Annotated in this window: 19 protein-coding genes; 1 reads left to right on the top strand and 18 read right to left on the bottom strand. The window is 39.9% G+C overall.

Annotated elements, in window-relative coordinates; genetic code table 11:
* Positions 1–614: 614 nt before the first annotated feature.
* Positions 615–1274: a hemagglutinin repeat-containing protein gene (locus VEI_RS01000; protein ID WP_059361363.1), complete on the bottom strand. Its 660-nt coding sequence runs from the start codon at positions 1272–1274 to the stop codon at positions 615–617.
* A 217-nt stretch (positions 1275–1491) separates the two neighbouring features.
* Here VEI_RS01000 and VEI_RS00995 point away from each other — a divergent pair, with 217 nt between their 5' ends.
* Positions 1492–2187, top strand: a complete 696-nt coding sequence (locus VEI_RS00995; RefSeq protein ID WP_059361361.1) for a stalk domain-containing protein — start codon at positions 1492–1494, stop codon at positions 2185–2187.
* Between the two features lie 175 nt (positions 2188–2362).
* Here VEI_RS00995 and VEI_RS00990 read toward each other — a convergent pair whose 3' ends face one another.
* From VEI_RS00990 to VEI_RS00910, 17 genes are all read right to left on the bottom strand, one after another.
* Positions 2363–3985 (bottom strand): translocation/assembly module TamB domain-containing protein, encoded by a 1623-nt coding sequence (locus tag VEI_RS00990; RefSeq protein ID WP_059361359.1) that lies wholly within the window; start codon positions 3983–3985, stop codon positions 2363–2365.
* Between the two features lie 109 nt (positions 3986–4094).
* Positions 4095–5927, bottom strand: a complete 1833-nt coding sequence (locus VEI_RS00985; protein ID WP_082161441.1) for a carbon starvation CstA family protein — start codon at positions 5925–5927, stop codon at positions 4095–4097.
* Positions 5928–6118: 191 nt separating this feature from the next.
* On the bottom strand, positions 6119–6736 hold the full coding sequence (gene hisH, locus VEI_RS00980) for an imidazole glycerol phosphate synthase subunit HisH (protein ID WP_059361357.1): 618 nt from the start codon (positions 6734–6736) through the stop codon (positions 6119–6121).
* Positions 6737–6800: 64 nt separating this feature from the next.
* Positions 6801–7883 carry a histidinol-phosphate transaminase gene (gene hisC / locus VEI_RS00975; RefSeq protein ID WP_059361354.1) on the bottom strand — a complete coding sequence of 361 codons (1083 nt, stop codon included), beginning with the start codon at positions 7881–7883 and terminating at the stop codon, positions 6801–6803.
* 10 nt (positions 7884–7893) lie between these two features.
* Positions 7894–8223 carry a phosphoribosyl-ATP diphosphatase gene (hisE, locus tag VEI_RS00970; protein ID WP_059361352.1) on the bottom strand — a complete coding sequence of 110 codons (330 nt, stop codon included), beginning with the start codon at positions 8221–8223 and terminating at the stop codon, positions 7894–7896.
* 78 nt (positions 8224–8301) lie between these two features.
* Entirely contained in the window at positions 8302–8616 is a 315-nt protein-coding gene (hisI, locus tag VEI_RS00965) for a phosphoribosyl-AMP cyclohydrolase (RefSeq protein WP_059361350.1), read from the bottom strand.
* Positions 8617–8636: 20 nt separating this feature from the next.
* Positions 8637–9395, bottom strand: a complete 759-nt coding sequence (gene hisF / locus VEI_RS00960) for an imidazole glycerol phosphate synthase subunit HisF (RefSeq protein WP_059361348.1) — start codon at positions 9393–9395, stop codon at positions 8637–8639.
* Positions 9389–10120, bottom strand: a complete 732-nt coding sequence (gene hisA / locus VEI_RS00955) for a 1-(5-phosphoribosyl)-5-[(5-phosphoribosylamino)methylideneamino]imidazole-4-carboxamide isomerase (RefSeq protein WP_059361346.1) — start codon at positions 10118–10120, stop codon at positions 9389–9391. The genes hisF and hisA overlap by 7 nt, the downstream gene beginning before the upstream one ends.
* A 69-nt stretch (positions 10121–10189) precedes the next feature.
* A complete protein-coding gene (hisB, locus tag VEI_RS00950; protein ID WP_059361344.1) occupies positions 10190–10789 on the bottom strand; it encodes an imidazoleglycerol-phosphate dehydratase HisB in 600 nt (199 codons plus the stop codon).
* 54 nt (positions 10790–10843) lie between these two features.
* Entirely contained in the window at positions 10844–12121 is a 1278-nt protein-coding gene (gene hisD, locus VEI_RS00945) for a histidinol dehydrogenase (protein ID WP_059361342.1), read from the bottom strand.
* A 128-nt stretch (positions 12122–12249) separates the two neighbouring features.
* Entirely contained in the window at positions 12250–13854 is a 1605-nt protein-coding gene (gene hisG, locus VEI_RS00940; RefSeq protein WP_059361340.1) for an ATP phosphoribosyltransferase, read from the bottom strand.
* Between the two features lie 141 nt (positions 13855–13995).
* Entirely contained in the window at positions 13996–14862 is an 867-nt protein-coding gene (hisJ, locus tag VEI_RS00935) for a histidinol-phosphatase HisJ (RefSeq protein WP_082161440.1), read from the bottom strand.
* Positions 14863–14937: 75 nt separating this feature from the next.
* Positions 14938–15438, bottom strand: a complete 501-nt coding sequence (locus VEI_RS00930; RefSeq protein ID WP_059361338.1) for a GNAT family N-acetyltransferase — start codon at positions 15436–15438, stop codon at positions 14938–14940.
* 221 nt (positions 15439–15659) lie between these two features.
* The gene (locus VEI_RS00925) at positions 15660–16328 is read right to left on the bottom strand and encodes an energy-coupling factor transporter transmembrane component T family protein (RefSeq protein ID WP_059361336.1); all 669 of its coding nucleotides are present in this window, start codon (positions 16326–16328) and stop codon (positions 15660–15662) included.
* 9 nt (positions 16329–16337) lie between these two features.
* The gene (locus VEI_RS00920; RefSeq protein ID WP_059361334.1) at positions 16338–17147 is read right to left on the bottom strand and encodes an energy-coupling factor ABC transporter ATP-binding protein; all 810 of its coding nucleotides are present in this window, start codon (positions 17145–17147) and stop codon (positions 16338–16340) included.
* On the bottom strand, positions 17140–18723 hold the full coding sequence (locus VEI_RS00915; RefSeq protein ID WP_059361332.1) for a tryptophan transporter: 1584 nt from the start codon (positions 18721–18723) through the stop codon (positions 17140–17142). The genes VEI_RS00920 and VEI_RS00915 overlap by 8 nt, the downstream gene beginning before the upstream one ends.
* Before the next feature lie 132 nt (positions 18724–18855).
* Positions 18856–21966: a type I restriction endonuclease subunit R gene (locus tag VEI_RS00910; protein ID WP_059361331.1), complete on the bottom strand. Its 3111-nt coding sequence runs from the start codon at positions 21964–21966 to the stop codon at positions 18856–18858.
* Positions 21967–21983 lie beyond the last annotated feature (17 nt).

Raw genomic sequence — 21983 nt, 5'->3', positions numbered from 1 at the left:
CATAGAATTTCAATAAACCTAGAACCGCTAATAAATAAAAGAATACAATCCACACTACATACATTTGTTTTTTTCTAGCCCATTCATAATAGCGACAATGTAGCGGTTGTCTAAATAATGTAGCTGCAATTAAAACAGGTTGTAAAAACCAAGCCATAACAATTGGCACGGCTATGTAATCTAAGAAATAAAACATGCTAAATAGCATGAAGGGGTATGTAATAATTATTGCCCAAGAGATAACTTTCATAAAACCATAATTAGAATTAGCAATTAAAGATACTAGTAATGGTGAAAGTTTTTTTCTTAAAAGTATCCTATATATAATCCAATAGAGAACAATTGCCGAGTAAAAGATAACTACGCAAACTAAGGGCAAATGAATATGCACAAATACTAACTCCTTTTACGACTTAAATAGTTATAAATATAGGTCCATACCACGTAGATCAAAAGGATTACAATATATACAGTAACAAAAAAATAAAAATCGACTTCATCCTCAATCATTTCAGGATTTGTAACAATAGTAAAAGGGATAATTATAAGAAAGAAAAGTACAACGCCTCTCACAAAATAATTATAAATCTTTAAAAACATTTTAAATGCTCCTATTAATTCTTACGATTCTTTTTCTGATCTTCATTTTCTTCAATAACTACACCAAGAGCTCCTCCATAATAGCCCCCTGCAAGACCAAACTTAATTTTTCCCTTTCTCTTCTCAGTATCATAATAAGCATCAGCTTTAGCTCCTGCAGCACCTAGTAGTGCACTTAAGATTTGAGCTACATCAGGTTTCTCTTTTGCTAATAATTTAGATAATTCTTGACGTTCTTCAATTTTCTTTTTATCGAAGATTTCATCAAGCTTATTTAAACTCTCTTTTGTATCTCGGGACAGTGTTTGAATATTAAAATCAGAGTCTCGTACTTCTATTGTACCATTTGAAATAGCAGCTTGATCAGTAATAATTACATAATTACTTTTCATTTTTCCATTGCTTGAGCTCATATTACGCTTTTCTTTTACAGCATTAGCACTTGCCTCAAAATCTAGTATACCGCCGCCAGCAACACTAATATTAGCCCCAACAGACCAACCTTTACTCTTAGCATTTTCAAGTTTTTCACTTGTATTCATTGCTGCTTGTAAAAATACATCATTAGAAGCTACTAAATTGACTATTTTACCTGAAATCGTTCCACCAACAGCTTTAATATTATCCTTGACAGAGTCTGCACTATTATCCTCAATAGTAATTTTACCAATCATGATTAAATCATAATTTTTTCTATCAACAGAACAGCATAATTAAAGTTTTTTTGTAAAGCGCAAACTATTATTAAATTTATGGTTTATGCAAAATAAATTAACAACTTATATAGTTGTATTATTAATTGCATCAAATTAAAATTTATAATAAAATATTCATATACATTTAGTAATATTAATACATTCAAAACGATATAACACCTTATGGAGGTCCCTTATGAAATTAAAACAGCTTATTTTATCTAGCATCGCTCTAGGTGCGCTAGCTTTCACAGTAGGCATGGCACAGCCAGCACATGCAGCAATCGGCATGGAAACACCTGCGCCAGCTCAAAATCTAGAGAAACCTGCGTCCGTAACGACACAACATCATATTAACGTGGATGGCAAGGTATTAGAACCGGTGAAGGACCATCAAAACGTAGCCTATGTAAACGGCCAACCGCTCGTAGCATTACGACAAGTATCAGAAGCATTAGGCTATAAGGTGGCGTGGGACACACCAACAAAAACGGCATTGGTAGATATGAGCATTGCCACACTAGCTATCCAGCCAGATCAAGCGCAAATCGTGAGAAAAGGCAAGTTGCAAATTATCAACCTTGATACATCCGAATCTATGCTACCTACACCACGCATGATAGATGGTCAATTATTCGTTAGCCCTAATGTCTTCAAATTATTATTAAATGATGTAAAAATCACGAAGGATGAAATCTTTATTGCTCCACAACGCATGCAACTTCAATCTACAACAAATACAGATGTAGTGCATACAAACGGAATTAATACATTCTTGCCACCATCTGACAAGGTGACTACAAAAGTAGAATCTAATACAAAGACTACTACAAAGGACGAACCTCTTATCAAGGTTAAACGTACACAAACAACTGACAAAAACACAAAATAATACTACAACTAACAAAGCCCTTCGGACGCTACCGAAGGGCTTTAGCATATGTAAAACGGCGGTTTCATATTAATAGTCGCCGTTCCGTTAATCATATTTTATTTAAAGAAGACGTTGAACAAGTTTTGTAGCAAGGAAAGCAAAGAGCTAAATAGCGTATGAAAAATTTTAAACTTCATCGTATCTTAATGACTTTTAAACTGTCTGATATGCCATTAATCGATTCCTTTGCATCATTCAAGACGTCTTTTGTATCACTCGGCGGTCTTAACTCTACTTGATGTATCGATTTCGTATTGTCTGTAACACGTTTCATATTTTGACCGACTTGAGTCATATCATTTTTGATGCGATTCATTGTATTACCTAATTCATCAAAGGCATCCTCATCGTAAATGGCAAAATTACTTCCCCCATTGGATGTAATATTCAACGGCCCCAGTGTTAATTCCCCATTATCAATATGTAATGCATTCGTAGAAATTGTAGATATCGACGTATGTACCTTTACATCTGCAAAGGATAAATGTCGTCCTTGATTGTGAAAGCGCCCTGTAATCGACTGTATAGGGATTAAAATATACCGGCCTGCACCAGATGTAAAATCGCCCCATACGACCATATCCTTTGGCTGACCCTTGCTAGAAAAATTAAGATTGGCCGAGACAGGAACGGCAAAGTCCGGTATTTTCAAGGCGATACTACTATCTACATCTGTGGCTACACCCGTCAACTCATAGGCACGAGTATCTAGATTATATATACCTTCTGCTTTTAGTTTGCCTCCAAATACATTGGCGTACACATCTTGAAATTTCAAGATGCCATCTTGGTACATCACATCGCCTACTACATTTTCAAAGGTTAACGCTGGAATTTTAAGAATCGGCATCGTAACCCGACCAGAGGCAAATGGTCTGTTAAAATCATCATTTACTCGTGTAAGCAAGGTCATCTTATCGTGAATACTATCACCAAAACCAAGTGATGCAGGATCTACGCCATATATGTTTAGATTCATATTTAGCGTAGGCATACGATCCTTTAGCACGTCCTTTAAATCAATACGCCCTTCTAAGGTAAGACCATCGCCAATGGCTGTACCACCGAATTTGCCTGTTTTCATGTCTACGCGAATGGCACTCTTTGTATCAATATCAAACCGCGCATTAACATCGTTCATCACATAATGTCGATTCTTTTGGAATATTTCCAATTGGCAGTTTGAAAGCTTAACAATGGCATCGATATGTTGACCGTTCCAGTTAAAGTTACGCACCTTTTTGCCAAGTTCCTCTTGACGTTCTAACGTCGTTTTCTTAGGTGCTTTAGGCCATTGAGCTACCTCAGTTAAAGGCTTATTAACATCAGGGGATGCTGGCACAAAATCAACTCGATTATCATCATCCAAATCTACTACAATAACCGCATCATTTAATTCTATACCGCGAATAGCAGACGCTTTAAAATTACGGGTAATCACATCCCACATATTAACGCGTATCTTACCTGATGGAACAGACATCAACTGATGCCCCTCTTCATCGTTCCACTGTAAATCTTCAAAGGATATAGTCCCCCATGGGGTTGCAGTTAAACTAGCAACAGTAACGGACCCTTTCATCATCGTCTGACGTGCTATTACCTCATTAAAAATGACCCCCATACCGCGACTAGCAACAGTGGCTAATATAGATATAATGATTACTGTAATGCCAATAAACGTAATGATGCCTAATATACCTCGCTTATATAGTTGTATATATTTGCTCCAATACGAGCGAATTCGTCTAGTCATACGTTTATTATAGCATTAAATTTTACAAAACCAATCATACTATAGATTTACAAACAAAAAACGCACCCACCAATGTGAGTGCGCTTTCGTTTAGTATAGCAAATCAGATTTATGCTTTTACGCCTTTACCGTATTTTACAAGGCTTTCAGCCTCAATTTCTGCTTGACTGCGATAGTCTTGAGGAATATTAGACAAGCGAATCCAGCTGCGTATAGCTTCGATTAATACGATAAGAATCATGAGGAACATAGCAGCACTAAATGCTACTAGAATCCATTTACCAGCAGGAATGTAGCTGAAGAATACATTTTCATAGTCTGCAGCGATAGCAACGATAGCCATTAGGATACATGGAACACCTGTAACCCACGCATAGCGTTTACGGCCAAGTCGCATGATAACAGTAGTACTTACAGCCAATGTCATAGTACCTAATAATTGGTTAGATACGCCGAATAGAGGCCAGATAATACCGATGTTACCTTGTAGAACTAAGTAGCCCCACAAGATACAAATCAAAGCTGCACAACCATATACACCAGGAACCCAATGTTGGTCGTTGAATTTAGGATGGAAATGACCTAATAATTCTTGAAGTAAGTAACGACCTACGCGAGTACCAGCATCAATCAAAGTCATGATGAACAATGCTTCGAACATAATACAGAAGTGATACCAGTAACCCATCAAGTGATCCATGTTAGGCAATCTAGAGAAGATATGAGCCATACCTACTGCAAGGGATACGGCGCCACCAGGACGGTGCATCAAGTCTTCCCCAACCATTGCGGACAATGCTGGCAATTCATGAACTTGAAGTCCTAATGCCTTGAAGGATTCAACTGTGGAGTTAATAGCAAAGTAATCATCTGGATGCAATGCAGTCGCTGCGATCAACGCCATCATAGCGATGAAGCCTTCTGTTAACATCGCACCATAACCGATAGGCAAGATTTCTCTTTCATTAGTAAGCATTTTAGGTGTTGTACCTGTAGCAATTACTGTATGGAAACCAGATAAAGCACCACATGCAATCGTAATGAAGATGTAAGGGAATACAGACCCTTTCAATACAGGACCGCCACCCCAGATATATGGAGTAACAGCTGGCATTTGGATTTCAGGCATTACAACGATAATGCCAAGCGCCAAGGCGCCGATTGTACCGATTTTAAGGTATGTAGACAAATAGTCACGAGGAGCAAGCAATAACCATACTGGTAATGCTGCAGCAAAGAAACCATACACGGCAAGCATAATTTCAATGGTTTGCAAATCATAGGTGAACCAGTGTGCATATTCACTAGCTGCTACGTTTGGACCATAAATAATAGCGGCAAAGATTAATGCTACACCGATGATTGTAGCCTCTTGGATTTTACCAGGGCGCAACCATTTCAAATAAATACCAATAAAAATAGCAATTGGAATGGTAGCGAATACGGAGAAGAACCCCCAAGGAGAGTTATGCAATGCGTTAGCTACTACTACGGCCATACCAGCGAGGGTGATAACTAATAGGAACAAGGTAGCAAGCATAGCACCAAAGCCAGCGAGTTTACTGATTTCTTCACGGGCAATATCCGCGATGGATTTACCATCATACCGAACTGATGCAAATAGAATAACCATATCGTGCACAGCACCTGCTACTACGGAACCAATTAGAATCCATAATGCGCCAGGTAAATAACCAAACTGTGCGGCGATAACTGGACCTACCAATGGCCCTGCGCCAGCAATAGCAGCAAAGTGATGACCAAAGGTAACCCATTTGTTTGTTGGCACATAATCGTGACCATCATTGTGTGTCATAGCCGGTGTAGGACGATACTGGTCCAACGTCAATACCTTCGCAGCTATGAAAGCCCCATAAAAGCGGTATGCTAAAATCAGAATACACGCGGAGGCTATAACAAAGTAAATACCATTCATAACCATAAAGACACCTCCAATGTACATGACATCGGAGGTGCCGAATAAATATTTCTAATAAAGCTAGGTCTCCAATGCCACTGTAGCTTATAAATTGATGAGTACTTACAATCTTATTGTATAACTAAACAAGGATATGTCAATTTACACTTTCTCATTCTAGATACTCATTATTCGTTAAAAGCATATATCGAAGACTATTTTATTTTTTTTAATATGATATTTCCAAACGTACGCAACAAATCAAGCCCTACATTACCGCTTTTTTCAGGATGAAACTGCATGCCATACACATTGCCCTTCTCTACAATACCGGGCACTTGAATGCCATAATCGGCTGTTGTTGTAATATATTGAGAATCGGTGTCCACATAATAAGAGTGCACAAAGTATGTATATTTATCAGCCACATCAGAAAAAACGCTGTCTTTACGACATAATGTATTTTGATTCCACCCCATATGAGGAACGCGTAGGCCTAAATTACTGGGAATAGCTTTCACAGTACCTGGAATAATACCTAATCCCGGGGTTGGACCGTATTCCTCAGATTCATCAAACAAGAGCTGCATGCCGAGGCAAATGCCAAGTAAAGGTATATTACGGTCTACCACCTCGTGAATGACCTCGATAAGACCTCGTTCACGAAGGACGGAAATAGCCGATGCATAGGCGCCCACACCAGGTAGAATCACACCATCAGCCGCTAATATGGTGTCACGGTCAGCAGTCAACACCGCATCAAGTCCGATATGTTGTAATGCTTTTTGTACATTAAACGTATTACCAGCATCATAATCAATTATGGCAATCATAGTGATATCCTTTCTTTTACGCCTATAAAAATCATAATATACATCGCTATATAATCGATCTATATTATTGGCGTGCCATATAGTCTTTCAAAAGAGAGCGCATAATAGCACCATCGTCTGCAGGTGGCAATGTTACACGAAGCCAATTTTCTCGTTGTCCACGTCGCACTTGATAGCCCTTAGCTAGCCACTCATCAGCGAGAACCTCCGCATTGGGTACGGACATAAAGATAAAGTTAGCACCACTCTTATAGTAAGTCGCTTTTACCTCATCTAAGGTCTGTTCCCATAAATCGCGTTCTACCGCATTTTTTCTAACCGTAGCGCGCAAGAATTCTTGGTCCTCAAACGCCGCCTCTGCAGCCACTTGGGACAAGGTATTCAAATTATATGGCAATCGGATTGTTTGAATATAATTCGCTAATTCAGCGCTACTCATCATATAGCCTACGCGGTAGTTCGCAAGACCATAAGCCTTAGAGAAGGTGCGCATGATACATACATTAGGAAATTCATCAAGCAACACTCGTGCGGTAGGCACCTCAACAGAGGTTACAAAATCTATGTATGCTTCGTCGATGATAACTAACACATTATCTGGCAATGTACCTATGAATTTACGAATATCTTCAACAGATTCATAGGTACCTGTTGGATTATTAGGATTACAAATCCATACGATGCGTGTTGTATCATCTACGGCCTTACGCATAGCACCGAAATCATACTGACCGGTTGCTTCGATACAAGGTACTTCGCGAATTACAGCACCTTCCACAAGACCATTAAGGCCGTACTCAGAAAAAGCGGGCACACTGATAACAATGGAGTCGCCTGTGTTGATAAAGGTTTTATTTACCATGGAAATCACCTCATCAAGGCCGACGCCGATAACCAGTTGATTTTCCTCTACATTCCAATAGTTTGCCAATTTAGCCCGCAAAGCTGATGCATTACCATCTGGATATAAGTTAGCATCATTGTTAACTACATAATCAAGCACTGCCTCACGCACCTTTGGCGATGTACCATAAGGATTCTCATTGGCAGACAATCGCACAAGACGATCTACGCCTAGGCGTGCCTTTACAGACTCTGCAGGCTCCTCAGGCACATAGGGCTTTAATTGGCCAATAATCTTCTTCATACTATACTCCTTACAAATCTGTAATCGCTTTGCGCTCCGCGGTTTTACTCACCACGCCCTCGCGGCTTGCCAACTCTTCTAAAATCGCTTCATAAGGAACGCCCTTTTCCACCAATAATACGAGCAAATGATACAATACATCCGCCGTTTCGTACACCAGCTCTTGAGTGTCTTCATTTTTTGCAGCGATGACAACCTCTGTCGCTTCTTCGCCCACCTTTTTCAAGATTTTGTCGAGCCCTTTATCGAATAAATAATTCGTATAGGATCCTTCTTTCGGCGTTTCTTTACGCCCTTTAATGATGGCGTATAATTCCTCTAATGTTTGTTCATGGGCCATATCTATTCTCCTTTGTGAAAGCTAACGCCTTTGCGCCACTTCACATCATATAACAAATATATCGCTTCTTTTATATGCCTAGGCTTCTACATCATTGAAAAAGCAGCTCACAGCCCCCGTATGACACGCTGGACCTTCTGCTTTAACGAGTACAAGCAATGTATCTCCATCACAGTCGAGCTTCATATCTACAACATGTTGTACATTGCCGCTAGTACCGCCCTTGTGCCATAACTCCTGACGAGAACGGGACCAGAACCAAGTTTCCTTGGTTTCTAACGTTTTGTGAAAGCTCTCTTCGTTCATCCACGCCACCATAAGTACTTCTTTAGTTATACTATCTTGCACAACGGTTGGCAGCAAGCCACCACCCTTATTAAAATCTGGTTTCATGTATACTACAATCTCCTAATCTATCTAACAGCAATACCGGCTGCTTTAAGTTGTGATTTCAAGTCGGGAATACTGATTTCACCAAAATGGAATATAGATGCTGCTAATGCACCCGTAACGCCGGTCTCGGTAAAAACATCGATAAAATGCTGTACCGTACCAGCTCCACCGGAGGCGATAATCGGTACATCTACGACCTCTTCCAAGGCCTTGTATAATTTGATGTCAAAGCCAGATTTGGTGCCATCCTTATCCATGCTTGTCACCAATAGCTCACCAGCGCCACGGCTCACCGCTTCTTTAGCCCACGCTAGGGCTTCCCAATCACTACGATTGCGCCCTCCATGGGTGTACACATACCATGTACCAGTCTCTGGATCCGTCTTTACATCAATAGCAACAACCATGCATTGATTACCAAACTTTTGAGCACCTTCACTGATGAGTTCTGGTCGTGCTAAAGCGGCTGAATTAAGAGACACCTTGTCGGCACCTGCTTTCAGCAATGCGCTCATATCATCTACGGTTTTAATACCACCACCTACGGTGAGAGGCATGAATACGTGTTTTGAAATATCTGTCACCACATCACGCATCGTCGTGCGTCTGTCTACGGTTGCCGTAATATCTAGGAATACGAGCTCATCGGCCCCCTGTTCCTCATAGGTAGCAGAAATATCTACAGGACTACCTACATCGACGAGGTTTACAAAGTTGACACCCTTTTTAACGCGCCCATTATCTACATCCAAACAAGGAATAATCCGTTTTGCTAACATGATGGATTCTCCTTATTAAATGCAGCAATTTCCTCCAATGTAATAGTACCTTCGTATAATGCTTTGCCTACGATGCTGTCTACAACACCGCATTTTTCAAGGTTCTTAATATCTTCTAAATGGCGGACACCGCCTGAGGCAACGATGCGAGCGGTTGGAAATTGGTCTTGCAAAGAACCAAGCAATGCTTCATTAGCCCCTTGCATGGTACCATCTCGATCCACATCGGTAACGATAAAATACTTCGCTCCTGCGGCCACCATTGCACCGATAAGCGCGGTCATAGGCACATCAGATTGGTCGAGCCAACCTTCAGCGGCAACCTTACCATTCTTACCATCTACGCCGATAACGATGCGCTCTGCACCATATTCAGCAATAACCTCTTTTGTCAGCTCTGGATTTTTAAGGGCTACGGAACCGAGGATTACACGGTTTACGCCCATTTCTAAATATAAGTCTACGGCCGCTTTATCGCGAATACCGCCACCTATTTCTAGAATTCCTGTAAATGCAGCACGTACATTTTTGACGATATCTACATTGACTGGTTTTCCCGCCTTTGCCCCATCTAAGTCGACGAGATGCAAAGCGCCAACACCAGCAGATTCGTATTGTGATGCTTGGTCTACTGGATCTGGATTGATGATGGTTTCCTTCGCAAAGTCACCTTTGTAAAGGCGAACGCTGCGACCATCTTGTAAATCTATAGCTGGAAAAATCATAGAATCTCCTTTATTTACGAACCTTGCAACAATCATAAGGCTTTGTTTTCACAATCTACAAGGCTCCTATTAAATCATGCCCTTTGTAGAGTTAACACCTTGAATATCTGGATTAATGGTAACCGCCTTACGTAACGCACGGCCCGTAGCCTTAAACATGCTTTCAATAATATGATGCGTATTGCGACCATATTCGTTGCGCACATGTAAGTTCATGGCACCACTCACAGCCAAGGCTTGGAAGAAATCCTCTACCAATTCTGTTTCAAAATTACCACCCAATACAGGAGTCGTAAACTCGCCATTAAACACGAGGTATGGACGGCCACTAAGGTCGATAACAACCTGTGTCAACGCTTCATCCATAGGCACCCATGCGTCGCCATAACGCTCGATACCCGCCTTATCACCTAGAGCCTGTGTCAATGCTTGCCCTAAGGTCAATGCAATATCCTCTACCGTATGATGCGCATCCACGTACGTATCGCCTACGGCTTTTACAGCAAGACCAAAACGGCCATGCTTTGCCAACAAATGGAGCATATGGTCAAGGAAACCGATGCCTGTATCAACCTGAATCTCTTGATTGCCATCTAAAGTAAGTGTAATTGTAATATCTGTTTCGCCCGTCTTACGAGTTACCGTAGCAGACCGATTTGTTCTCATCATACTATCCTCTTTATTACCTAAGAGCACCTATAAAGGTTTACTCCATCCACACAACTAATCTTCGAAACGCACCTCGATAGCACGAGCATGTGCTTCAAGGCCTTCTGTACGTGCCAAGGTAGTAATATCCTTCGCCACCTCTTGCAAACGTTCACGACTGAATTGGGTAAAAGAAATGCGTTTTACGAAATCGTACACACCAAGTGGGGACGAGAATTTTGCAGTACCACTCGTAGGTAATACGTGATTTGTACCGCCTACATAGTCGCCCAATGGTTCAGAGGCATATCTGCCAAGGAATACGGAACCGGCATTTTCTACCATACTCATATATTCCATAGGGTCCGGTAATTGAATTTCCAAATGTTCTGGCGCCACTTCGTTCATCACGGCAAACATAGCTTCTACGCTATCCATAACAGCAATATAGCTATTGTTTTCGATAGCTGGACGAGCAATGCTTTCACGAGGTAATTGTGAAAGTTGACGTTCCACCTCATCAGATACGAGTTGTGCTAGTTTTTCACTATTTGTAACCATAATGGCACGAGCTCGTGGATCATGTTCTGCTTGGGACAATAAATCCGCGGCTAAGTGAACAGGGTTGGCACTATCATCCGCGATGATGCCGATTTCACTAGGACCTGCAATCATGTCGATATCTACTTGACCAAATACTTGGCGTTTTGCAGTAGCTACATAAATATTGCCAGGGCCTACGATTTTATCTACCTTAGGAATTTGTTTCGTACCATATGCAAGAGCTGCTACACCTTGAGCACCACCCACTTGGTATACCGCATCAACACCAGCAAGTTTTGCAGCGCCTAATACAGCAGGGTTAATGCCATCCTTTTGAGGAGGTGTTACCATAACGATTTCCTTAACCCCTGCGATTTTTGCCGGCAACGCAGTCATCATAATCGTAGATGGATATGCTGCTGTACCGCCCGGAACATAGAGGCCCACACGTGCCAATGGCGTTACCTTTTGACCACGTGTAATGCCCGGTGTATCCATATCTACAAAGCCTTGTTCTATTTCACGGCTGTGGAATTCAGTAATATTTTTCTTTGCTACCAATAAAGCGTGTTTTAAATCTTCTGGCAAATTATCCCATGCCTCATCAATAATGGATTGATCCACCTTGAAATTATCTAGCTTTACACCATCAAATTGTTCAGAATACTCACGTAGCGCAGCATCTCCATTGGTGCGTACATTTTCAATGATATCGTATACACGGCGCTCGATTTCCATATCTGTTGTTTGTTGTGTATATTGACGGACAATGCCAAGCATTGCATCAAGAGATTCTTTGTAAATTTTCATCGTATGTCCTCATTTCAAACTATGTATGTCTATACTTATATTGTAAACGTTTCTCATCATATCACGATAGAGTATATTTCTATTTCTTTCTCGATATAGTATATATATTTCTTATCGATACAGTACATTTATTTCTTATCGATAGCCGCTTGTAATTGGTCAATTAAAGCAAAAATCGTATTTCTCTTTTGTTTTAATGCCAATGGATTCGCCACTAACCGCGTAGAGATTGGTTGGAGCCAATCATAAATTTTAAGATTATTTTCTCGAAGGGTTGTGCCTGTTTCTGTAATATCTACGATGGCATCAGCAAGGCCTACGAGGGGCGCCAATTCAACGGAGCCTTCAATTTTGATGATTTCTACGTCTTGAGAACCAAAATATTGCTTTGTAACGGTTGGATATTTAGTACCAATCCGATGACGTCTACCTTCCTTAGGGTCATAGCCCTCTAAGGAGGCCAATATAAATTGACATTGCCCCGTTTTCAAATCCAACATTTCATAAGATGTATTATCTTGTTCATCTAGTACATCACTACCGACGATGCCTAAATCAACAACACCATTATTCAAATAGGTCGTTACATCAGGACCTTTCGCAAGAATAACCTCGATGCTATCACCTAATGGAATAATCAACTTACGAGCTTTGTTGCGTAGCGGCTCACAATCTACACCACACGATTCCAAGAGAGGAATGAAATCCTTTTCCACACGGCCCTTCGTCAAGGCAATACGCAATTTGCCATTGTCCTTTGTATTGCTTTCACCTTGTACAAGAACCTCTGTAAGGACATCAATGTTGAAAGCCATCCCCACAGACGGCATTGGCGTTCCATCAAAGCCAGATAGTAAACCATCATAGCGACCACCGCTGACGATATATTGAGATACGCCATCTACATAACCTCTGAAGGTAAGGCCTGTATAGTAGGATTGAAGCGGCTCTGTAGAAACATCAATGCGAACCTGTTGTCCTGTAGCCTCGATTTGACCGGCTAAATCCATAAGACTATCTAAAATACGTTGTGCCCCAGCCGGCAAGATGACTTGAGTGAGCTCATTTTTGATGTCATTTACAGTACCGAATAAACGCGGCCAAATCGTAAGGAATGGATAGAGCGCATTATTTTTAAATTCGCTGATCAATTCATTATATCGTGGCAAATATTTTGTGAATAATGCATCTAGCAAATCTGTTCTTTCACCATCAGTCAATCCTAGTGCATCTGTAATGGCGCGAGAAAAACGAGCATCACCAATCTCTAACAACAATGTATTATTTAGCTGGGACTCGTTTACCTCTTTGATGATATTAAAACATTCGAGTTCGGCCTCAATACCTTCGTACCCTACCATTTCGATACCACCTTGTGTAACTTGGTTGATATCACCGCGGTGCTGTTTATTTTTCATCAACACATCACCAAGATAGTAGAACTTACGAGGCAATTCAATATTCGTTGTAGCTAGGAAGCGACCGATAGGCATAGTCAAATCGGGACGGATGACCACAGATGCATCAGAACTACCAAAGAATTCGTACATATGTTGACCACTGCCTAATGTATAACCATTGAACACATCTTTATATTCTACAAGAGGTGTAGAGATTTTTGTGTATTGACGATTGCGACAAAGACCGAGCAAATATTGACTCACATCATCCTTGCGCTCCGCTACAGTCCCTATATCATCCCGAAAACCTGTAGGCAACTGTTTTTGTACCATAAGGATCATCCTTTCTATTAACTATCCTAATATTACTATTTTAAATATATAGACTCTTTTGGGTTTTATCACTTTATCACGCTAAAGCATAAAACTATAATAATACTCCTCTATAGAATTGTCAATAGAGGAGTATTATATCTAATCCCAAACCTTTGCTACATCCGCCACACTATGTGCATCGGAGCCCAATACAAAGGGAACCCCAATAATAGCGGCCATGCCTTGGATAAAGCGACTTGGATACATTTCACCGCAGTCCGGTTTAAAGAACCCGCTCATATTATAGTCTAACTCACGACCTTGAACGCGCATAATATGTAATATATCGCTCACGAGTTGTGCATTTCGCTTATCCAAATGATGGGCAAAGCCAAAGTGATGTTGGTATTTCTTGATCAGATCAAAATGACCAATCCGCTTAGGCGTATAGGTACCTAAATCAGCACGTACCGCTTGGCGAATGATACTAAAGTATTTATAGTACAGTTCACTTTGGTTAAACATCCAAGGGGCAAAGCCCTTTGCAAATTCATCTGTATTATAATCAACACAGTAGTATTTTCCACCTACACCATCCATAAAGTGAACAGACAGTATATTATCATCTGTTAATGGACCATAGCGATCAAGAAAGTCTTGGATATCACTTTCAAAGCCAGGAATATAATCTACCTCAAAACCTAATGAAATATCGATATGTGTGCCATAGGCACGTTGTAATTCTCGCCCCAATTCAAGATAAGAATCCACCTGATTGAGTTTAAGAGACGCCGTATCATAGGCAATCTTATCACCGCCATACTCAGCCTCAAAGGCCTTTGGTAACGGAGCATGCTCTGTTAAACACACCTTTTCGATGCGCAATTCAATGGCTTTTTCAATCATCAATGCCGTTCTATCACCGCTACCATGTGGACATAATTCAGTATGAAAATGACCATCTACCAATCGGCTACGATACGTACTATTGCCTATGAACTGCCGTTCTGCTTTCATATTTATCATAACTACCTAACCCCTATCTATGTGGAACATATAATCCGCAACCCCACGGACATATGAATGATTTAATATCTATTATTATACCAATAATGCGTAAGTTTCGGTATCCTGATATTTACCATGTTTAAAACCCACTTCAGGGGTAAGCCCACAATAGGTAAAGCCAAATCGATTGTGTAATTTCGTGCTCCCCTCATTGCCTGCAGTAATAACAGATACTACATTATGAATCATCGTATCTGCTTTGGCCATCTCTAAAATATGTTCCATCAACTGTGTTGCCACACCTTGACCACAGTAATCTTGGTGAATATATATGGATAATTCTACAGTACTTTTAAAAGCATCTTTTAATCGATATGGTGAAAGCGATGCATAGCCTACCACTACATCATCAATGGTGCCTACAATGATAGGATGATGCTCATCGCTGTGAGCATTATACCATTCATGCCACTCTTCTAATGTGCGTAGTTCGAGGTCTAAGGTGGCTACACCATGTATGACCTCGTAATTATATATGGCTAAACAAGCAGATATATCATTTTTTGTGATTGATTGAATGACTAATTCACTCATACGTATTCCTCTAAAACAGTTTATGAAAGCAACCTCAGTTGTAACTACCGACAACTATTGGTTACAGAATAAGACAAAAAATAAGCAAGAAAAAGGACGAGCTGCAACTCGTCCTTTTTTTTGTTATATTGTAGGTAATTTCGTACGCTTTACTACCTATCCGTAGTATATCATAAATATATAACACTAACTAGCAATAAAAGATAGTCAATTATATCTCTCTATAATACGCCAAACAAAATAAGCGTAACTATCACTAATGCTACTATAACCAAGTAGTCCAATAATTTAAGACCTACAGATGCAGCAAAGCTATGGTTTTTGCTGCCAAAGCCTCTAAGTTCCAAGGACAATGCCATCGTTTCAGAGCGGCCTAAGGATTTTAAAAGCAACGGCTGGATAACAGAGGCATAAGACTTCATCCGTTTAAAGATATTACCTTCAAGGGAAAGCCCACGACAAGATTGTGCCTCTTGAACAGCCTTGCTTTCACCAATGAAATCCGGTACAAAGCGAAGTGCTGCGGTAAACATAAATGCATATTCATAAGGAATTTTGCATTGCGTTACGAGGGCTGCCGTTAAATCTTGTAATTTTGTAGTGGCCAACAAAGCGATAAATACGAGGGTCATCGCTAACATACGAAGGCCTGCTACTGCTGCAGATACGATATCGCCACTGCCTAAATATTGAACTACGCCTAAGAATACGGCGAACACAGTCAATGCAAATACGGCCTTATATTGTTTCCACAACAAACCTGTTAGCAAGAGTGCTACTAGTTCTACTACAACTAACGCCATCAATGACATCCAGTCGCGTAGCAAGATAGCCCACACAGATACAGCGAGGGACATCAAAATTTTTGTTAATGGTACTAATCGTTCCATGATTCCCTCCTACTCTGCTAACTGCGCAATAAGGCGCGTCCGTAATTCATCCATCGATTTGCAATAGCCTAGTCCCGGTACCGCTTGTGAAAGTTCCACGCTCGGCGGTTTTGTAAGACCTAAGTCATATAATTCATCGGTAGATTTTGAAAATAAAGTTTCTGGTGTACCATCAAAGGCGACCGTACGATGGCCCATGATAATAGCACGAGAACATTCAGCTGCCATGATTTCCATATCATGTGTAATCAAAAGAATTGTTAAGCCTTCGCTGTTTAATTGACGAAGCAATGCTAGTAATTCTTTCGTTTCCTTACCATCTTGACCACTAGTCGGTTCATCTAAGATAAGAATTCTAGATTGCATCGCCAATGCAGACGCAATAGCAACGCGCTGCTTTTCACCACGGCGCAATGTCGGTGGATATTCTTCACGCAAATGACTAATACCACAACGCTCTAACGCCTCATCTACAATGCGTTCAACCTCTGCTTTTGTGCGGCCCAAGGATTCAGGACCAAACGCCACCTCTGTAGCTACAGTAGGTCTAAACATTTGTCGATCTGGCTGTTGGAATACATAGCCAATGAATTGACCACGTTTAGACGCTGGCATAGATGTAATGTCCTTGCCATTATAACGGATACGACCTTCAGCAGCCTTTTCAAGGCCTACTAACAAGCGTGTAATAGTAGTTTTACCACAACCATTCTTACCACCAATAGCAATAAACTCGCCTTCATGAATGGTAAAGTTTACATCTCTAAAAATATCTACGGTAGGCACATAGCCAAATCGCAAGTTTTCTACCTTAAGCATGTGCGCCACCTCCTGTACTTTCACCTACATTATTAGTATCTTGAGTTATGCTTTCACCATAAGCAATTGTATGGTTCGGCTCATCATAACGAGAACGTTCAATAGCCTTAGCCATCTCGATTTGATGAAGGCCCTCAATAGCGGACTCGATGCTGAGCCAAGGAGCATCACTGTGGTACCCTGCTTTTTCAAGCTCCATATACGTAGTAAACACAGATGGCAATGCATCCACATAAATATTATGATCATACATATAGCCCAACGTAGTCGCCACATCGCTATCGCATACGACTTCACCGTCTACCATAAGGGCCATGCGATTCGCATATGGCAATACAGCGTGTAAATCATGGTCGATAACCACAACGGTAATACCGTGATTGCGGTTCAAATCACCAACGAGGCGGTATAATTCAGCTGTCCCCTCTGGGTCGAGAGAGCTAGTCGGTTCATCAAGAACGAGAACAGATGGATTAGTAGCTAATACAGAGGCAATTGCCAAACGTTGACGTTGACCACCGGACAAGCTCGTAATCTTACGGTCTTCTAAACCCTCAATGCCAACTTGCTTAAACACCTCTGCACAACGAGCCTCAATAACATCACGGTCATAACCGCGGTTTTCCATAGCAAAGGCCACTTCTTCACGAACAGTCATCGTTACGAGTTGCGTATCGTAATCAGCAAGAACGACGCCAATATGGTTTGCTAAATCTGGAATATCCATTTGAGTAGTAGCTTTGCCATCTACAAAGACCATGCCTTCCAAGCGACCGCCGTAGAATTTAGGCACCGCCCCAACCATGGCCATGCAAAGTGTACTTTTACCACAACCGGCAGGACCAGTAATAACTAAGAAATCTCCATCATGTACATCAAGGTTGATGTTCTTTAATGTAGGCGTAGTCGCCTTAGGATGGTAATAGTTCATATGCTCAATGGAAATCTTCGCTTCTCGTTCAGGATTGATCACCAAATGACTATGATTACTAGATTCTGCATTACCGGTAGGCAACATACCGCGTTTAGCAAACATCTTTTGAGCTGGAATGTATAAAATCGGTGTAATGGCCGCATTAACAGCAGCTACGGCGAGTACGGCTGGCCAAATCACAAAGAGATATACATTGTTAGGCAAGCCTGCAATTTGCCACAAAAGAGTAATAAAAATACCACCAGATACAACAGTACTTAAAAAAGCTGTTACGATTGGCGTGATTTCGAAAGAACCAATTTTGCTAATTTTCATAGTAGCCATAGTGCGAGCAATAAGCGTTACCATCAATGCACCAGCAGGTTCTGAAATCAAGTTACCATATGGGAAACCAGATTTTGATGTCAACACCTCAATCAAGGCCGCTACTAAACCAATGCCCAATGTTTGGGAGATGCTTGGCTTTGTCAGCAAAATCGCTACGCAATACGCTGCAATCATCCAGTTTGGCGTAATTCCTGCAAAACTAGGACTCACCAAGTGCAAAATTGTACCTAACGCGAGCATTAAGGTGCTCACCGTTACCCATCTAAACTGTCCACCCTGATCATGAGTGTACACGAGATCCTTTATTCGTTCCATAATACCCTCTTTTCTTCAATAGAATATATACTGTCTATTTTAACATTTATATGGGTATTGTGAAAGTTTAGAACATAATAAAAAATAGCAGGGGGTAATCCTGCTATTTTTATAATATACGGAAAAGCAAATTTACGATTTATAACCATCAAGCTTATTATAAATAACAAACTCTCTAAGTATATTTTTAATTTTAATAATACATTTCCAATGAGGTTGATCTACAATTCCTAAATTTTGTTTAGCTCGCTCGATGTCTACAGTGGAAATCAATTCATTAAATCGTCCATATTCATCAATGTTAGCTTCATTAACATGAGCATTTAACAAAGCCCTCAACTTAGCTTCATCGACCCCCAACAAGTTAATACAATGCTGTATCTTAGCATTCCAATCGACATTTATATAATCATTGATATAATCAGTCAATGTCTTATTCTCGTCAAATACTAACCGCTTATGTTCTATATCAACTAATATTTGTCTAGCAGCACGTTGTTCCTCTTGAGACAGTTGAGCAAAACTTTTATGAAGCATCATTCTTAACTGATCAATTAATGTCTTATCAGAGTCATCAATATTATATGCTCTGATATACTTTTCAAAGTTTTTATTCATATAGTCAGCATCAATACGAATCGACTCCTGCTTATGAGCTTTGGCAGTTAAATCAAAAGGAATCAATGGATTAGTTTTACCATCCGATGTACTAGAACTAAACAACTCTCCATATCGAGCTGCTAATGTATTATACGTTTCCTCATCTAAATTTAGTCCTAGTTTTTCATCAATATTCTTTTGCCACGTAAACATCTGTAGCCGAATAGCTTCCATTAATATACGTAATTGATAGAATAAGCGTCCAAATTTATGCCGACTCGCTATGTTATCTGGTAGTTTTGAATAGTATTCTATGTCTTCTGCTATAAATAAATCTGAAATATCCTCGACTATAACATTCATTTTGCGAATATTCTGATCTTTTTTATCTGCATACAATCCTTCGGGCACCGCTCCAGAATATAATCTGAAAGCATCTTGAATATTACGAGACATAGTATGTATCTTGCGATAGTATCTAATACTACCAAATGGTTTTTCTGGACCATATAGACGGTTTGTACGAGAGAAAGCTTGTACTATCTCTTCATAAGCCATAATTTTGTCAACATATAGTGTATTTACATATTTTGAATCAAAGCCTGTCAGTAATTGTTTAACGACAATTACAATATCAATATATTGATCTGTATCATTCTCTACATCATTAGAACGATATTGTAATTTATGTGCAAGTCTAGTACAGACGTCTCGTTTAAATGAGGCATAATTTGATACTGTAAATTTTTGATTAAAATATCTATTATAATCCGCTAAGATTTCTTCCAACGCCTCATCTTTAATAACCGCTGTTGCAGGGTCCATTTCACCATCTACGGTAGGATCAAATAGGGCGACCACTTTTAAATTAGATGCATAACGTCTAAACAATCGATAATAAGAGATGGCTTCAGATATACTATGGGTTGCTAAAATGCCGTGGAATAATCCTTTATAGCTTTGTACTAACCATTTATTATGAATATCTTTAATTACGGCTATACGATGGGGATCATTATCATAATGCCCATTTTCTATATAATCTTCAATACCTCTTGTATATCCACGGTCATAATCTCGAACCATAGGTACATCATGTATAAAATGGTAATACCTTTCTCGTTTTTCTGGAGATTCCATAACATCACTAATAGTATTTGCACCAACCTCACGTAATGCAACGGCATTACGTAAATCGTCATCAGTATATGTTGGCACTGATGTAATATCAAAACCTAACACATTTTTATCTCGAATACCATCAGAAATGCTATACCGATGCAATTCATCACCAAATAAATCGGCAGTCGCTAATGTTTTCTTTGCATTATCTTTAAAAATTGGCGTACCTGTAAAACCAAATAATAAGGCATGAGGGAATGTGTCCTTAATCGCTCGCAACATATCGCCAAAGGTATTACGATGACATTCATCAAAAATAAAAACCAACCGTTTTCCCTTAACACGGTTTAACATGTCATCGCGTGTATCATCTTTAGATAATTGATTCATCTTTTGAATAGAAGAAACAATAATCATATCCTTTGGTTCAATGCTATCTAGTTTTTCCAGTAATATAGTACCACTTTCTGTACCTTCCACAGATGTGGCAGAGTCGGCAAACCCTTGGTACGCCTGCAAAGACTGTGTTCCTAATTCAACACGATCCACAAGAAACACGATTTTATCAGCATCGCCTACACTCGCAATAATCTGCGCTGTTTTAAACGATGTCATGGTTTTACCAGATCCTGTTGTATGCCAAATATACCCACCTAAAGGACTAGTATATCCCCAATCAGCTTTACTAACTATATCTGCAATACGACTTGCTGCATAATATTGATAGCTACGCATCACTTTAAGAATACCATCAGAACTATCTGGAATTGTATAAAACCCTAATAATTCATGCGCCAAAGGGATTGCTAATAATGTTCCTGCAATATGAGTCCAATCGCCTATAATTTCATTGTTTACATCAGCCCAATGAAATTGAAATTCCGATTTTAAGGCCTCTCCAGTTCCAGGATTAGCAAAGTATACCGTTTCTTCTGGGGTCATAGCTACAAAAATTTGTATTAAGGAAAATAACCCTGAGAACATACCTCGACGATTATATAAATCAATTTGATTAATTGCGAAATCAACCGGAACGCCCGAACGTTTCAATTCAATATGAATAACAGGCATTCCATTAATTAGCAACATAACGTCTCCACGTCTATCTCTAGAAACATCATTAAGTCCTTTAAATTGAGGTTGACGCGCTATTTGATAAACACTTTGGCCAGAAGCAATTTCATTGCGATCAAAAATTTTAAGTGATACATTTTTCCCCAAATGCATCGTATCATCTGAATTATCACGTTTAATAGTAACAACTTTGCCATTTATCCAATCATTTATCATGGCAGGACTTTTCAACATCTTAATTTGCATTAAGATTTGATTCATCTCACTATCCGTCAACGGGTATTTATCCAGTTTATCAGGGGAGCAGTTATTTTTGTAAATAATATCCGCCCAATTCTTTACTAGTGCCTCTTCTGTAGGATATTCAATACACTCTGCTTCCCATCCATGATTAGATAATTGCTGAATAAGGGCTGATTCAAAATCAGCTTCTTTTGTAAAAATCATATTTCACCTAATCTATT

Source organism: Veillonella tobetsuensis (assembly GCF_001078375.1).
GTDB classification, from domain to species: Bacteria; Bacillota; Negativicutes; order Veillonellales; family Veillonellaceae; genus Veillonella; species Veillonella tobetsuensis.
Note: the sequence above shows the minus strand (reverse complement) of the source record. Positions and strands in the feature narration are given on the sequence as shown.

Excerpts from the sequence above, each read along its gene's own strand:
- VEI_RS01000 (WP_059361363.1), bottom strand. The coding sequence starts at position 1,274 with ATGATTGGTAAAATTACTATTGAGGATAATAGTGCAGACTCTGTCAAG.
- VEI_RS00995 (WP_059361361.1), top strand. The coding sequence starts at position 1,492 with ATGAAATTAAAACAGCTTATTTTATCTAGCATCGCTCTAGGTGCGCTA.
- VEI_RS00990 (WP_059361359.1), bottom strand. The coding sequence starts at position 3,985 with ATGACTAGACGAATTCGCTCGTATTGGAGCAAATATATACAACTATAT.
- VEI_RS00985 (WP_082161441.1), bottom strand. The coding sequence starts at position 5,927 with ATGGTTATGAATGGTATTTACTTTGTTATAGCCTCCGCGTGTATTCTG.
- hisH (WP_059361357.1), bottom strand. The coding sequence starts at position 6,736 with ATGATTGCCATAATTGATTATGATGCTGGTAATACGTTTAATGTACAA.
- hisC (WP_059361354.1), bottom strand. The coding sequence starts at position 7,883 with ATGAAGAAGATTATTGGCCAATTAAAGCCCTATGTGCCTGAGGAGCCT.
- hisE (WP_059361352.1), bottom strand. The coding sequence starts at position 8,223 with ATGGCCCATGAACAAACATTAGAGGAATTATACGCCATCATTAAAGGG.
- hisI (WP_059361350.1), bottom strand. The coding sequence starts at position 8,616 with ATGAAACCAGATTTTAATAAGGGTGGTGGCTTGCTGCCAACCGTTGTG.
- hisF (WP_059361348.1), bottom strand. The coding sequence starts at position 9,395 with ATGTTAGCAAAACGGATTATTCCTTGTTTGGATGTAGATAATGGGCGC.
- hisA (WP_059361346.1), bottom strand. The coding sequence starts at position 10,120 with ATGATTTTTCCAGCTATAGATTTACAAGATGGTCGCAGCGTTCGCCTT.
- hisB (WP_059361344.1), bottom strand. The coding sequence starts at position 10,789 with ATGATGAGAACAAATCGGTCTGCTACGGTAACTCGTAAGACGGGCGAA.
- hisD (WP_059361342.1), bottom strand. The coding sequence starts at position 12,121 with ATGAAAATTTACAAAGAATCTCTTGATGCAATGCTTGGCATTGTCCGT.
- hisG (WP_059361340.1), bottom strand. The coding sequence starts at position 13,854 with ATGGTACAAAAACAGTTGCCTACAGGTTTTCGGGATGATATAGGGACT.
- hisJ (WP_082161440.1), bottom strand. The coding sequence starts at position 14,862 with ATGATAAATATGAAAGCAGAACGGCAGTTCATAGGCAATAGTACGTAT.
- VEI_RS00930 (WP_059361338.1), bottom strand. The coding sequence starts at position 15,438 with ATGAGTGAATTAGTCATTCAATCAATCACAAAAAATGATATATCTGCT.
- VEI_RS00925 (WP_059361336.1), bottom strand. The coding sequence starts at position 16,328 with ATGGAACGATTAGTACCATTAACAAAAATTTTGATGTCCCTCGCTGTA.
- VEI_RS00920 (WP_059361334.1), bottom strand. The coding sequence starts at position 17,147 with ATGCTTAAGGTAGAAAACTTGCGATTTGGCTATGTGCCTACCGTAGAT.
- VEI_RS00915 (WP_059361332.1), bottom strand. The coding sequence starts at position 18,723 with ATGGAACGAATAAAGGATCTCGTGTACACTCATGATCAGGGTGGACAG.
- VEI_RS00910 (WP_059361331.1), bottom strand. The coding sequence starts at position 21,966 with ATGATTTTTACAAAAGAAGCTGATTTTGAATCAGCCCTTATTCAGCAA.